Here is a 14,245-nt window from a genome sequence, read left to right as displayed (position 1 = left end):
CATCATGGCTAGCCTGACATTGCGCAATATCAGCAAGCGCTACGACGACAACGAAGTGATGCGCAACATCAACCTCGATATCGCGGATGGCGAGTTTGTCGTGTTCGTCGGTCCGAGCGGCTGCGGGAAGTCGACGCTGATGCGGATGATCGCGGGTCTCGAGGACATCAGCAGCGGCGACCTGAACATCGACGGTACACGCATGAACGAGGTGCCACCGGCAAAACGTGGGATTGCGATGGTGTTCCAGTCCTATGCGCTGTACCCGCATATGACGCTGCACGACAACATGGCATTCGGTCTGAAGCTCGCCGGCGCGAAAAAGCCGGAAATCGATCAGGCGGTGCGCAACGCGGCGAAGATCCTGCATATCGACCATCTGCTCGAGCGCAAGCCGAAGCAGCTGTCGGGCGGGCAGCGGCAGCGGGTCGCGATCGGCCGTGCGATTACGCGCAAGCCCAAGGTGTTTCTGTTCGACGAACCACTGTCGAATCTCGATGCGGCGTTGCGCGTCAAAATGCGTCTCGAGTTCGCGCGGCTGCACGACGAACTGAAGACGACGATGATCTACGTGACGCACGACCAGGTTGAAGCGATGACGCTCGCCGACAAGATCGTCGTGCTCTCAGCCGGCAATCTTGAGCAGGTCGGCACGCCTAACATGCTGTATCACGCACCGGCGAACCGCTTTGTCGCGGGATTTATCGGCTCGCCGAAGATGAACTTCATGGATGGTGTCGTACAGTCGCTCGGGCCTGACGGTCTGCTGGTGCGCTACGAAACCGGCGAGACGCAACGCGTCGCGGTCGAACCCGGCGGCGCGAAGGAAGGCGACAAGGTGACGGTCGGCATCCGGCCCGAGCATCTGCACGTCGATTCGAGCGAATTCGGTGTGTCCGCAACGATCATGGCGGTCGAGTCGCTCGGCGATGCCGCGTATCTGTATGCGGAGTGCGGCGTCGCACCGGAGGGGTTGATTGCGCGCATTCCGCCGCTCGAACGGCATACCAAGGGAAAGCAGGTCAAGCTCGGCGCGCAGCCGGACCATTGCCACCTGTTCGATAGCGACGGGCAAGCGTTCCGCAGGAAGTTTGCGCACGAGCTGGCGGCTTGATAGGTGTCAGGGCCGCTGCGTTCTATATAAATCGTCAAACTAACCGTCTGGCCGTTGCGCATCCGCGCTTCGTCGCGCCGATGCGTAGCGGTTGGACAACCTCCTGCCGCTCCATGGGCTCATTGCTCACGCGGCTCCGTGCGCGTTTTCATTACTAATCCCTTTCCCCGTCATAACGCACGTTGACGGCCATTCACGCCGCCTTATTCAAACGATAAAAAAGTTTGATTTTTGCTGCCGCGCAAAACGCTCCACCATCGGTGGGCGTCAACTGCATCTCGTTCTGCCCTGCCAGCCCGCAAGTTGAACCCGAGCGTCGACGTCACACTAGAAGTACCAACGGAGACGACTCTTGCGACAGCCAGTACCCGCACCGCGCGGCAGTGCACAACGCGACGCCGGCCGCACACCCAGCCGATGGTTTCAACTTGCGATCGGCGTGATATGCATGGGCCTTGTCGCCAACCTTCAGTACGCGTGGACGCTCTTTGTCGAGCCGATGAATGCCGCGCATCATTGGGGCCTCGCGTCGATTCAAACGGCTTTCTCGATCTTTATCGTCACCGAAACCTGGCTGGTGCCGATTGAAGGGTGGCTGGTCGATCGCTTTGGTCCGCGCCCTGTGGTGATTGGCGGTGCACTCTGCGCGGGCCTCGGCTGGATTCTCTATGCGGTTGCACCGAATCTGGCCGTGCTCTATGTCGGGGCGGTGATCTCCGGCATCGGCGCGGGCTGTGTGTACGGCACCTGCGTCGGCAACGCACTCAAGTGGTTCCCGGACCGGCGCGGTCTTGCGGCGGGCCTGACCGCGGCGGGCTTCGGCGCGGGTGCCGCGCTGACGGTCATCCCGATTGCGGCGATGATCGAGCGTTCCGGTTACCAGCACACGCTGATCTTCTTCGGCTGCTTGCAGGGCGGCGTGATCCTGTTGCTGGCGACCATGCTGGTGCGTCCGAATCCGCCTGAGTTCGCGCGCAGCATCAAGCGCGTGGTCGCAACGAAGATCGACTACACCACCGGCGAAATGGTGCGTGCGCCGGTGTTCTGGGTGCTGTACGCGATGTTCGTCTGCGTGGCGACGGGCGGCATTATCGCGACCGCACAGATCGGCCCGATCGCGAAGGAGTATGGCTTCGCCGAAACGCCGATCTCGTTCTTCGCCGCGACGCTGCCGTTGCTGACGCTGACGCTGTCGATCAACAACGTTTGCAATGGCTTCACGCGGCCGATCTGCGGTGCGATCTCCGACCGTATCGGCCGCGAGAACACGATGTTCATCACCTTCCTCGGCGAGGGGCTGGCGCTGCTCGGGCTGATGCACTTCGGTCACAACCCGTACCTGTTCATCGTGTTCTCCGGGCTGATCTTCGTGTTCTACGGCGATATCTTCTCGAACTTCCCGGCGACCTGCGCGGATACGTTCGGTGCGAAATACGCAGCGGGCAACGCGGGCACGTTGTACACCGCGAAAGGCACCGCGGCGCTGCTGGTGCCGATTGCGTCGGTGCTGGCCGTGCACGGCGGCTGGAACACGGTGTTTATCTTCTCGGCGTGCATTGCGATCGCGGGCAGTGTGTCGGCGAAATTCGTGCTCGCGCCGATGCGGCAGCGCTGGATCGAGGATTCGGCGAAGCAAAGCGAACGGCTCGCCTTCCGCAATACGTATGACCCTACGCCGCTGGGGTCAAACGAGTAATGGACGATGCAACCTTGACGCTGGAGGCGCGTCCGGCGCCTTTTGCGTTGTCGCTGCAGCCGCTCAACCCGGGTGCGTCGCTGCGCGATCTGGCGTACGCCAAGCTGCGCTAGGCGATTGCGGAAGCGGACATTTACGGCTCGCGCGAAGCGATCCGGCTCGACGAGCGCAACCTCACCGAAGCGCTCGGCGTGAGCCGCACGCCGATCCGCGAGGCGATGACGCTGCTCGAGCAGGAAGGCTTTCTGCGCGCAGTGCCGCGGCGCGGTGTGTTTATCCGGCGCAAGACGCGCCGGGAGATTGTCGAGATGATCCAGATGTGGGCGGCGCTCGAAAGCATGGCCGCACGCCTTGCGACGCTCAAGGCGAGCGACGACGAGGTCGCCGACCTGCGGCGGCTGTTCGATCGCTTCCATGGCGAGCGGCAGGCGCCGGCACGGCATATCGACGAGTACTCGGAGGCGAACATCACGTTTCACGAGGCGTTGGTGAAGCTGTCGAAGTCGCAGGCGATCGCGCATACGATCCGCAACGTGTTTGCGCACGTGCGCGCGATCCGCAAGCTGACGATTTCGCAGAGCGACCGGGCGTCACGCTCGATCACGGATCACATGCAGATCATCGAGGCGCTGGAGGCACGCGATACCGAAGGCGCAGAGCGGCTCGCACGCGAGCATTCGCTGGAACTCGCGACCTATGTGAATACGCACTGTGATTTTCTGGAGTGACGCGGAATCGAGTTGGGATGACGAATGAATGTGGATCGGCCCGTGCGCGGGCCTTTCTTCGTGTAAATATGATATATCACATTCCAGATATCGTCTGACGTCGTGCTGTACTGCACAAGAGGTTATTGAAAGGAGCAAGTCACTGAGATTATTAGAGTTTCTACAGGGAAGCTGTCGGCGATCAGCGAGATTGAGCGATTTCTGTGCTGCGCAAAACGCGCCCCTAGGGACAAACAGCTATTGAATCAAACTTGGTGTGTGATATATGGTATATCACAGTGCTGCGAAGCGTCCGATGGAAGGTCCTCGGGCACCGGTTGCCAACACACACGACGCGACGGCCTAACAGTCATAACGAACTGGAGATGAGTGAATGTCTACTGTTGAAATTGCGCGCCCTGATGCAACGACCGCGCAGGGAAGCGAACCAGCCGCCACGACCGACGGCTTCCACCTGGTGATCGACGCGCTGAAGCTGAACGGCATCGATACGATTTTCGGCCTCGTCGGCATTCCGATTACCGACCTCGCGCGTCTCGCGCAGGCCGAAGGAATGCGCTTTATCGGCTTCCGTCACGAGCAGAACGCGGGCAACGCCGCGGCGATTCACGGCTATATGACGCAAAAGCCGGGCATCTGCCTGACGGTGTCGGCACCGGGCTTCCTGAACGGCCTGACCGCGCTCGCGAACGCGACCACCAACTGCTTCCCGATGATCCTGATCAGCGGATCGAGCGAACGCGAGATCGTCGACCTGCAGCAGGGCGACTACGAAGAGATGGATCAGTTGAACGCGGCGAAGCCGTACGCAAAGGCCGCATACCGCGTGTTGCACGCCGAAGACATCGGTATCGGCATTGCGCGTGCGATTCGTGCCGCCGTGTCGGGCCGCCCGGGCGGCGTGTATCTGGATCTGCCGGCGAAGCTGCTGGCGCAGGTGATCGATGCGGCGAAGGGCAAGGAATCGCTGGTGAAGGTCGTCGATCCGGCGCCGCGCCAGCTGCCGTCGCCGGATTCGGTGAAGCGCGCGCTCGATGTGATCAAAGGCGCCAAGCGTCCGCTGATTCTGCTCGGTAAAGGCGCTGCGTATGCGCAGGCCGACAAGGCGATCCGCGATCTGGTCGAAAAGAGCGGCATTCCGTATCTGCCGATGTCGATGGCCAAGGGCCTGCTGCCGGATACGCATGCGCAGTCGGCGTCCGCCGCGCGCTCGTACGTGCTGCAGGAGTCGGATTGCGTCGTGCTGATCGGCGCTCGCCTGAACTGGCTGCTCGCGCATGGCAAGGGCAAGACCTGGGGCAGCGCACCGAAGCGTTTCGTGCAGATCGATATCGCGCCGACCGAAATCGACAGCAACGTCGCGATCGAAGCGCCGCTGATCGGCGATATCGGTTCGTGCGTGTCGGCGCTGGTCGCCGGTCTCGACGCGAACTTCCCGAAGCCGCCTGCGGACTGGATCTCGGCTGTCACTGAGAAAAAGAACAAGAACCTCGAAAAGATGGCCGCGACGCTCGCGAAGAATCCGTCGCCGATGAACTTCCACAGCGCACTGCGCGCGATTCGCGACGTGCTGAAGACGCGTCCGGACATCAACGTCGTCAACGAAGGCGCGAATACGCTCGACTACGCGCGTGCGGTGATCGACATGTATGAACCGCGCCGCCGCTTCGACTCGGGCACGTGGGGAATCATGGGCATCGGGATGGGCTTCGCGATCGGCGCGGCGGTAACGAGCGGCACACAGGTGGTCGCGATCGAAGGCGACAGCGCGTTCGGCTTTTCCGGCATGGAACTCGAAACGATCTGCCGATATGACCTGCCGGTCTGCACGATCGTGTTCAACAACAACGGCGTCTACAAGGGCACCGATGTGAACCCGACGGGCGGCAAGGACGTAGCGCCGACCGTGTTCGTGAAGGGCGCCCGTTACGACAAGATGATCGAGGCATTCGGCGGCATCGGCTTTAACGCGACGACGCCGGAAGAACTGACCCACGCGCTGCAGGAAGCGATCAAGTCAGGCAAGCCCACCTTGATCAATGCAGTGATCGACGAAGCGGCCGGTACCGAAAGCGGCCGATTGACCAACCTTAACCCGCAAAGCGGCGTGAAGAAGTAAGCCCCGGCCCATCTGGAGATACGTATGAGCAACAAACCCCTCGAAGGCATCAAGATCATCGACTTTACGCACGTCCAGGCCGGCCCGGCGTGCACGCAATTGCTGGCGTGGTTCGGTGCGGACGTGATCAAGGTCGAGCGTCCCGGCTCGGGCGACGTGACGCGCAACCAGTTGCGCGACATTCCCGATGCCGACGCGCTGTACTTCACGATGCTCAACAGCAACAAGCGCTCGTTGACGCTCGACACGAAGACGGCCGCCGGCAAGGAAGTGCTGGAAAAGCTGATCCAGGAATCGGATGTCCTCGTTGAGAACTTCGGCCCGGGTGCGCTGGACCGGATGGGCTTCTCGTGGGAGCGCATCAATGAGCTGAACCCGAAGATGATCGTCGCGTCGGTGAAGGGCTTTAGCGACGGCCACCACTACCAGGACCTGAAGGTCTACGAGAACGTCGCGCAATGCGCGGGCGGCGCCGCCTCGACGACCGGCTTCTGGGACGGCCCGCCGACGGTGAGCGCGGCCGCGCTCGGCGACAGCAACACCGGCATGCATCTCGCGATCGGCATTCTGACCGCGATCATCGGCCGCCAGCAGACCGGCAAGGGCCAGAAGGTTGCGGTGTCGATGCAGGACAGCGTGCTGAACCTGTGCCGCGTGAAGCTGCGCGACCAGCAGCGTCTGGACCGTCTCGGCTATCTCGAAGAGTATCCGCAATACCCGCACGGCACGTTCAGCGACGTGGTGCCGCGTGGCGGCAACGCGGGCGGCGGCGGCCAGCCGGGCTGGGTGTTGAAGTGCAAGGGCTGGGAAACCGATCCGAACGCGTACATCTACTTCACGGTTCAGGGCCACGCGTGGGAGCCGATCTGCCGCGCGATCGGCAAGCCGGAATGGATCAACGATCCGAACTACAGCACGGCGGCAGCGCGTCAGCCGCACATCTTCGACATCTTCGCGACGATCGAAGGATGGCTTGCCGACAAGACGAAGTTCGAAGCGGTCGATATCCTGCGCAAGTTCGATATTCCGTGCGCACCGGTGCTGACGATGAAGGAACTCGCGAACGACGAATCGCTGCGCAGCAGCGGCTCGATCGTTGAAGTGGATCACAAGGTGCGCGGCAAGTACCTGACGGTCGGCAGCCCGATCAAGTTCTCGGACCTGAAGCCGGAGATCACGTCGTCGCCGCTGCTCGGCGAGCACACCGACGAAGTGCTGGCCGAACTGGGCTATAGCCACGACCAGATCGCCAGCATGCGTGACGCGCGTGCGGTTTGATGTTGCAGCGTAGTTCGCCGTCGACGTAGCACGCAGTAAGCGCAATTGCAGCAGGCGGCCGCCGTGCCCTGATTCAGCAGAACGGGACGGCGGCCGCACACTGAATGAGTGACGAATGCTCGCGTGCGAGCACAGCCCTACCGCGCGGACGAGAGAACATGGCCCCCACCATCGATTTTGAACAGCTTGTCAATGCAATCGGCGACGCCGTGATCATCTCCGGTCCGGACGGCGCGATTACACTGTGGAATCCCGCTGCCGAGCGGATGTTCGGCTACACGCAGGAAGAAGCGCTTGGCCAGTCGCTGGACCTGATCATTCCCGAGCGGCTACGCGGCCGTCACTGGGACGGCTACAACAAGACCATGGCGACGGGGCAGACGCGCTATGGCCACGACCTGCTGAAAGTGCCGGCAGTCGACAAGGCCGGCCGCGCGATGTCGATCGCGTTCACGGTCGCGCTATTGCATTCTCCGCAAGGCGCGATAACCGGTATCGTCGCGATTATCCGTGACGAGACCACGCGCTTCGCCGAAGACCGCGCGCTACGCAAGCGCGTCGCCGAGCTGGAGGCGAAAGCCGGCGCGTAATTTACGCCCATGAGCACGCCCAATGAGGCGCGTCAATAAAGCACGCCGATGACGGCATGCCGGCGCCAGCGATTTGCCGGACAACGAAGACGAAGCAAAGCGACATCGGCCCGCATGAAAGCGAGCCACAAGCGGCGCGCGGTCCATCCCCCCCAAACGGACCGATGCGCGTGAAAGCCCGTGTTGCGCGGCTGACCGACCATTTGACAACAGGATTGAGCCCCTTGCCGCGGCGCGACGCCGATGGAGGGCGCGCGCGGCTGCGCGCACGCGTTCTTGCGCGGAATGTTGAGTCATCGCGCGATCGTGCCGTGCGCACCGCGGAACAGGATTTGAAACGTCGATTGGGAGCATTGCCATGCCAATGAAGATTGGAGTACCGCGGGAGACCTATCCGGGCGAGCGTCGTGTCGCTTTGACGCCGGAAGTCATCGGGCATCTGTCGAAGCTCGGTTTCAATGTGGCCATCGAAACAGGCGCAGGCGAACGGGCCGCGTTCTCCGATGATTCATATCGCGCGGCGGGCGCGCAGGTCGTCGCGAACGCGGCGGCGTTGCATGAGATGGCCGACATCATCGTGAAGGTGCGCGCACCGTCGTCCGAAGCCGCGGGCGGCGTCGACGAAATCGCGCTGCTGCGCGAAGGCACAACGCTGATCAGCTTTATCTGGCCCGCGCAAAATCCGGAACTGCTGGAGAGGCTGCGCGCGCGCAACATCACGGTGCTCGCGATGGACTGCGTGCCGCGCATCTCGCGCGCGCAGAAGATCGATGCGCTGAGCTCGATGGCGAACATGGCCGGTTACCGCGCGGTGATCGAGGCCGCGCATCAGTTCGGCCGCGGCTTCATGGGCCAGATCACGGCGGCCGGCAAGATCGCGCCTGCGAAGGTGATGGTGATCGGCGCCGGCGTCGCGGGCCTGGCGGCGATTGGCGCGGCACGCAGTCTTGGCGCGATCGTACGCGCGTTTGACACGCGGCCCGAAGTGCGGCAGCAGGTCGAGAGCATGGGCGCCGAGTTTCTCGAGCTCGACTACAACGAAGACGGCAGCGGCTCGGGCGGCTATGCGAAGGAAATGAGCGCCGCGTTTATCGAAGCGGAAATGGCGCTGTTCGCGGCGCAGGCGAAGGAAGTCGACGTGATCGTGACGACCGCGCTGATTCCGGGCAAGCCCGCGCCGAAGCTGATCACGACCGAGATGGTGCGCAGCATGCGCTATGGCAGCGTGATCGTCGATCTGGCGGCCGAGCAGGGCGGCAATTGCGAGTTGACGCAACCGGGCGTCGCGGCGCAGGCGGAAGGCGTGACGATGATCGGCTACACGGACCTGCCCGCGCGGATGGCGACGCAGTCGAGCCAGTTGTACGGCACGAACCTGCGACACCTGCTTACCGATCTCACACCACGCAAGGACGGCGAGATCGCAGTGAATCTCGAGGACGAAGTGATCGCCGGGATGACGGTGATTCGCAACGGTGAAATCAAATGGCCGCCGCCGAAGCGCGCGACGCCGGCGCCGGCCGCGGCAACGGTCACCGCAGCCGCCGCGGTGCAGCCGAAGCCCGCTGCGCACGGTGCGGGCGCAGCGGTCAGCGATCAGCAGCGGCGCCGCGCATCCACGCTCGGTGTTGTCGGCCTTGTGCTTGCCGCCGTGCTAATCGCCGCGCTCGGTGCGGTCGCGCCGCCTGCGTTCGTCGCGCACTTCACGGTGTTCGTGCTCGCGATTTTCGTCGGCTATCAGGTGGTCTGGAACGTGACGCCGGCGCTGCATACGCCGCTGATGAGCGTCACCAATGCGATCAGCGGAATCATCGTGATCGGCGCGCTCCTTCAGATCGGTGCGCCGGGTGGGGTGGTCGCGGTACTTGCCGGTCTTGCGCTGCTGATCGCGACGATCAACATCGCAGGCGGGTTCCTCGTGACCCAACGCATGCTGAACATGTTCCAGCGCGGCGAATAAGGAGACCGACATGCAAAACGGAATCGGCAGCATGGCCTATCTGGCCGCGAGTGCACTGTTCATCTTGAGCCTGCGCGGCTTGAGCCACCCCGCGTCCGCCCGGCGCGGCAATCTGTACGGCGTTGCCGGCATGGCGATCGCGGTCGTCACGACGCTGTGGCTCGCGGGCGGCGCCGTGCTGCCAGTCGTCGCCGCGCTGATGGCGATCGGCGTGGCGGGCGGCGCGCTGCTCGCGCGGCGCGTCGAGATGACGCAAATGCCGCAACTCGTCGCGGCGCTGCACAGCTTTGTCGGTCTCGCGGCTGTGCTCGTCGCGTTCGCGAGCTATCTGTCGCCGGCGGCGGGCAATGCGGCGAGCTTCGGCGGTGCCGGGCAATCGATTCACGACGTCGAAATCTATCTTGGCGTGTTTATCGGCGCGGTGACCTTCACCGGATCGATCGTCGCCTTTCTGAAGTTGCAAGGCACGGTCGGCGGCAAGCCGCTGGTCCTGCCGATGCGGCATCTGCTGAACCTGGTCGGCGTGCTGGCCTGTGTCGCGCTCGGCTATCTGTTCCTGACGGCGCCGGAGGCGGCGCAAGGCGTCGGCCCTCTGCTGACCATGACCGCGATCGCCGCGCTGATCGGCGTGCATCTGGTGATGGCGATCGGCGGCGCGGACATGCCGGTGGTCGTGTCGATGCTGAACAGCTATTCGGGCTGGGCGGCGGCTGCGACCGGCTTCATGCTCAGCAACGATCTATTGATCGTGACCGGCGCACTGGTAGGCTCGAGCGGCGCGATTCTCAGCTACATCATGTGCCGCGCGATGAACCGCAAGTTCCTGTCGGTGATTTTCGGCGGCTTCGGTACGGTGACGACCGTCGCCGCGGCCATCGAAGGCGAGGTGGTGCCGGTGTCCGTCGACGAAGTCGGCGCGCTGCTACGCGACGCGTCCGAAGTGGTGATCGTGCCGGGCTACGGCATGGCGGTCGCGCAGGCGCAAACGACGATCAGCGAGATCACCCGCAAGCTGCGCGACAAGGGCGTGAAGGTGCGCTTCGGCATTCATCCGGTTGCGGGGCGCTTGCCGGGCCATATGAACGTACTGCTCGCGGAGGCGAGGGTGCCATACGACATCGTGCTCGAGATGGATGAGATCAACGAGGACTTCAGCAGTACCGACGTCGTGCTCGTGATCGGCGCAAACGACATCGTGAATCCGGCGGCGCTCGAAGATGCGGGCAGCCCGATTGCCGGGATGCCGGTGCTCGAAGTGTGGAAGGCGAACACGGTGATCGTGTCGAAGCGCAGCATGGCGAGCGGCTATGCGGGCGTGGACAATCCGCTCTTCTACAAGGAGAACACGCGGATGCTGTTTGGTGACGCGAAGCACAGCGTCGAAGCGCTGCTTGCGCAACTGAGCGCGTAGGCGGTCTTCATCGATGATTGCGCCGAGGCTTGCACGGTGGTGCGCAATGGCAGGCTCGGGCGGCGCACCGTTCCGTTACTGGCGTCGCGCAGGCCGACTGCGACACGCGGCGCAACATCGGCAATACGCTTCTTTGACTGGAGATGATCATGCACATCGAAACGCTCGGACGATATCAACTGGTGCTGTCGGCGATGCAGTCGATTCAGAACGGCGGCTGGACCGCCTATGCGGCGGTGCGTAGCGTGACGGCGCCGAGCGCCGAAGACGCCGAGATCCTGCCGTATCAACGCGTGGAGAGCGACACGCTGTATGCGAGCGAGGCCGCGGCGATCGAGAGCGCGCGCAGTGTCGCGTTGCAGGCGATCGCGTCGGGGGCGAGAACGAAGGCGAGTTGAACCGGTGCTGTCTCACGTCCACGGTGCGACACCGTCCGAGTAGCGGCGCGTACCGTGCTGAATACCGCGGCGAATAGTGTGGGTGGTTGCCTTGGGTACGCGGCCATCAGCGCCTATGCTCTGCGTTGCGCTGTGCCAACAGCGCCATGCGTCGAGGCTGCCCTATGACTATCCCGCCGAGAATCATCGATGCGTATATTCACTTCGTCGATCACACGGAAAACCGGCATCCGTTCTTCGAGCGTCAGCGCGCGGGCTCTTTCAACGCGGCATCGGCCGCTTCTTCGAGCGCCTCGCGCGCGCACAGTTCATCGGTGACGAGTCCCGATAGCCATCCGCCTTTTAGCGCGGCAATTACCGCGGTGCGCTTTCGCTCACCGCATGCAAAGCCGATGGTCGGCCGCTTCGGCGGCGAAACGGGCCGGATGCTGGTCACCCGCCGTTCGGTGGGCGACTCGATGCGCGCGCCGTCGGCCGAAATCGGCAAACCATGCAGTTCCGCGACCGCGCCCAGTTCCATCAATTCCGCCACTTCGTCGGAGGTGATGAAGCCGTCCTCATGCAGCGGGCAACCCAGCCCGATATTGCCGATGCCGATAAACGCGACATCCGCGTCGCCGGATAGCGATTCGACGATTCGATAGAGCCGGTGATTGCACCACTGCGCGCGTTCGGCCTCGCTATCGGCGATCAACGGCGCGGGCAACAGAAAATGCTTGCCGCCCGTCTTCTCGGAGATATGCAGCGCGACGTCATAACGATTCGACGAGCCATCGTGCGCGATCGCGCCCACCATCGACACCAGCCGATGCTGCGGCCGATCGAGTTGCGCGACCTGGTCGACCACCGCTTTGAGCGTGCGTCCGCTGCTGACCGCGACGATCATCGGTTTCTCTTCACCCAGATAGCGCTCCATGACCTGCGCGCCGGCCACCGCGAGCTTGCGGTCGATTTCTTCCTGCGTATCGTTGTCGACCGGCACGACCTCGCACATCGTCAGCCCATACCGTTTCGACAGTTCATCGGCGAGCGCCAGACACTCGGCCAGCTGATGGTCGACCCGCACGCGAATCAGGTTTTTTTCGACCGCGAACGCAACCAGCCGCTGCGCGACGGGCCGCGACACCTGCAACTTTTCGGCGATTTCGTTCTGCGTATTGCCCGCTACGTAATACAGCCAGGCGGCACGCGTCGCGAGATCGAGTTTTTCGCTGGACTTGGGCACGGTGAATGGATGCGTTGGCTTGGACCTTTCGACCTGTTCGGCGATGTGCGCCCGCTATGCCGGCGAGTCGCCTGACGCGGTGGCCGCGAACAGCGGCTTCAATTGCCGATACAGCGTGCGGTAATGCTCGAGCCGCCTGCGCAGCACCGCATGACGCCGCGGATTCGGCGTGAACTCGATTTCGACCGGCGGCTTGGTCAGCACGTGCGCGGGATCGCCGCCGGCCGCGAGCCAGCCGAGGCGCGCGGCGCCGAGCGCGGCACCGGTTTCGCCGCCGCCGTGCTTGCGCGTGCTCGTATCGAGCGCGTCGGCGAGCAGTTGCCCCCAGTAGTTGCTGCGCGCACCGCCGCCGAGCAGCGACAACGCGTTCACTTCGGTGCCGGCCGCTTTCAGCGCATCGAGGCCGTCGGTCAACGCGAGCGTCACGCCTTCGAGCACCGCGTAGCCGAGCAGCGCGCGGTCGGTCGCATGCGTCATGCCGAAGAACACGCCTTGCGCGTACGGGTCGTTATGCGGCGTGCGTTCGCCGGACAGATACGGCAGGAAGATCGGCGCATGTGTCAGCGCGCTTTCAGGCAGTGCCTCGATTTCAGGCAGGAGCGTCGTTTCGTGGGTGCCGGTCAGCTTGCATACCCACCGCAAGCAACTGGCCGCCGACAGCACGACGCTCATCTGATGCCAGCGGTCAGGAATCGCATGGCAGAACGCATGCACCGCGGACTCGGGGTTCGGCCGGAAGCTGTCGCCGATCACGCACAACACGCCCGATGTGCCGAGCGACACGAAGCCATCGCCCGGTTGCGTTGCACCGATGCCGATGGCGCTCGTTGCATTGTCGCCGCCACCGGCCGCGACCACGACCGGTTCGCGCAGACCGAATTCGCGCGCGAGCTCAGGCTTGAGCATGCCCGATGGCGCACTGCCTTCCGCGAGACCGGGCATATGCGCGCGCGTCAGATTGCACGCGGCGAGCAGTGAATCGGACCAGTCGCGCTTTGCGACATCGAGCCACAACGTGCCCGCCGCATCCGATGGATCGGATACCTTGCCGCCCGTCAGTTGCAGACGCAAGTAGTCCTTCGGCAGTAGCACGCACGCGGTCTGTTTGAAAATCTCGGGCTCGTGTCGCGCAACCCACAGCAGTTTCGGCGCGGTGAAGCCGGGCATCGCGAGATTGCCGGCCACGCGATGCAACTCCGGCGCGCGCGCGGTGAGTTCCGCGCATTCTTCGACGCTGCGCATGTCGTTCCACAGAATCGCCGGACGCAATACGCGGTCTTGCGCATCGAGCAGCACCGCGCCGTGCATCTGGCCGGACAGGCCGATGCCGCGAATTTGCGCGAATTCATCGGGGTGCTGTTCGCGCAACGCGAATAGCGCGGCGCGCGTGCCTTCCCACCAGTCGATCGGGTTCTGTTCCGACCAGCGCGGATGCGGACGCGACACCGTAAACGGTGTTCCCGCGGTGCCGATCACGCGTCCGTCGGACGCGAGCAGCAGGACTTTCACTTCAGACGTGCCAAGATCAATGCCGAGATACATGGGCGCGATACCTTCGTCGGTAAAGATGCGCTACTTTAGCCGCATGTGACGCGCGATGCCATGGGCGTAAGACCTGGCGCGCATGCATGCGGCGTATTCGATCGTTACAGCGATCACTATGTGGGCTTGCTACCCGCGGCGGTTATCGCGTTGTTACGCATGCGGTGCCGGGAGAGCGGAACCC

The 14,245-nt window shown here is 63.5% G+C and carries 10 protein-coding genes and 1 pseudogene; 9 read left to right on the top strand and 2 right to left on the bottom strand.

Annotation, left to right across the window (positions count from 1 at the left end; all coding sequences use genetic code 11):
- The first annotated feature begins 4 nt into the window (after nt 1–4).
- The 9 genes and pseudogenes from HV796_RS01620 (at nt 5) to HV796_RS01580 (ending at nt 11,294) form a co-directional block, all read left to right on the top strand.
- A complete protein-coding gene (locus HV796_RS01620) occupies nt 5–1,114 on the top strand; it encodes an ABC transporter ATP-binding protein (RefSeq protein ID WP_175224466.1) in 1,110 nt (369 codons plus the stop codon).
- A 352-nt stretch (nt 1,115–1,466) separates the two neighbouring features.
- Entirely contained in the window at nt 1,467–2,810 is a 1,344-nt protein-coding gene (gene oxlT, locus HV796_RS01615) for an oxalate/formate MFS antiporter (RefSeq protein ID WP_281369752.1), read from the top strand.
- Nucleotides 2,810–3,538, top strand: a pseudogene (locus HV796_RS01610) (GntR family transcriptional regulator). Before oxlT ends, HV796_RS01610 begins: the two are co-directional and overlap by 1 nt.
- Before the next feature lie 373 nt (nt 3,539–3,911).
- A complete protein-coding gene (gene oxc / locus HV796_RS01605) occupies nt 3,912–5,657 on the top strand; it encodes an oxalyl-CoA decarboxylase (protein ID WP_246355630.1) in 1,746 nt (581 codons plus the stop codon).
- A 24-nt stretch (nt 5,658–5,681) separates the two neighbouring features.
- On the top strand, nt 5,682–6,935 hold the full coding sequence (gene frc, locus HV796_RS01600; protein WP_175224464.1) for a formyl-CoA transferase: 1,254 nt from the start codon (nt 5,682–5,684) through the stop codon (nt 6,933–6,935).
- Between the two features lie 158 nt (nt 6,936–7,093).
- Entirely contained in the window at nt 7,094–7,525 is a 432-nt protein-coding gene (locus tag HV796_RS01595; protein WP_175224462.1) for a PAS domain-containing protein, read from the top strand.
- 358 nt (nt 7,526–7,883) lie between these two features.
- Nucleotides 7,884–9,485, top strand: a complete 1,602-nt coding sequence (locus HV796_RS01590) for a Re/Si-specific NAD(P)(+) transhydrogenase subunit alpha (RefSeq protein ID WP_175224460.1) — start codon at nt 7,884–7,886, stop codon at nt 9,483–9,485.
- A 10-nt stretch (nt 9,486–9,495) separates the two neighbouring features.
- Nucleotides 9,496–10,896, top strand: coding sequence for an NAD(P)(+) transhydrogenase (Re/Si-specific) subunit beta (locus HV796_RS01585; RefSeq protein ID WP_175224459.1), 1,401 nt, complete (start codon nt 9,496–9,498; stop codon nt 10,894–10,896).
- 149 nt (nt 10,897–11,045) lie between these two features.
- Complete coding sequence (locus HV796_RS01580; RefSeq protein WP_175224457.1) at nt 11,046–11,294, top strand: hypothetical protein; 249 nt, start codon at nt 11,046–11,048, stop codon at nt 11,292–11,294.
- Nucleotides 11,295–11,538: 244 nt separating this feature from the next.
- Here the strand turns inward: HV796_RS01580 and HV796_RS01575 are convergent, their stop codons facing one another.
- Both HV796_RS01575 and xylB read right to left on the bottom strand, forming a co-directional pair.
- Nucleotides 11,539–12,519: a sugar-binding transcriptional regulator gene (locus HV796_RS01575; protein ID WP_175224455.1), complete on the bottom strand. Its 981-nt coding sequence runs from the start codon at nt 12,517–12,519 to the stop codon at nt 11,539–11,541.
- A gap of 54 nt (nt 12,520–12,573) precedes the next feature.
- Nucleotides 12,574–14,061 carry a xylulokinase gene (gene xylB / locus HV796_RS01570; RefSeq protein WP_175224453.1) on the bottom strand — a complete coding sequence of 496 codons (1,488 nt, stop codon included), beginning with the start codon at nt 14,059–14,061 and terminating at the stop codon, nt 12,574–12,576.
- Between the last annotated feature and the right edge of the window lie 184 nt (nt 14,062–14,245).

Source organism: Paraburkholderia humisilvae, from assembly GCF_902859855.1.
Classification (GTDB): Bacteria; Pseudomonadota; Gammaproteobacteria; order Burkholderiales; family Burkholderiaceae; genus Paraburkholderia; species Paraburkholderia humisilvae.
The sequence above is the reverse complement of the archived record's forward strand: the minus strand, read 5'-3'. Positions and strand labels throughout refer to the sequence as shown.

Excerpts from the sequence above, each read along its gene's own strand:
- HV796_RS01595 (WP_175224462.1), top strand. The coding sequence starts at position 7,094 with ATGGCCCCCACCATCGATTTTGAACAGCTTGTCAATGCAATCGGCGAC.
- HV796_RS01620 (WP_175224466.1), top strand. The coding sequence starts at position 5 with ATGGCTAGCCTGACATTGCGCAATATCAGCAAGCGCTACGACGACAAC.
- oxc (WP_246355630.1), top strand. The coding sequence starts at position 3,912 with ATGTCTACTGTTGAAATTGCGCGCCCTGATGCAACGACCGCGCAGGGA.
- HV796_RS01590 (WP_175224460.1), top strand. The coding sequence starts at position 7,884 with ATGCCAATGAAGATTGGAGTACCGCGGGAGACCTATCCGGGCGAGCGT.
- HV796_RS01585 (WP_175224459.1), top strand. The coding sequence starts at position 9,496 with ATGCAAAACGGAATCGGCAGCATGGCCTATCTGGCCGCGAGTGCACTG.
- frc (WP_175224464.1), top strand. The coding sequence starts at position 5,682 with ATGAGCAACAAACCCCTCGAAGGCATCAAGATCATCGACTTTACGCAC.
- xylB (WP_175224453.1), bottom strand. The coding sequence starts at position 14,061 with ATGTATCTCGGCATTGATCTTGGCACGTCTGAAGTGAAAGTCCTGCTG.
- HV796_RS01580 (WP_175224457.1), top strand. The coding sequence starts at position 11,046 with ATGCACATCGAAACGCTCGGACGATATCAACTGGTGCTGTCGGCGATG.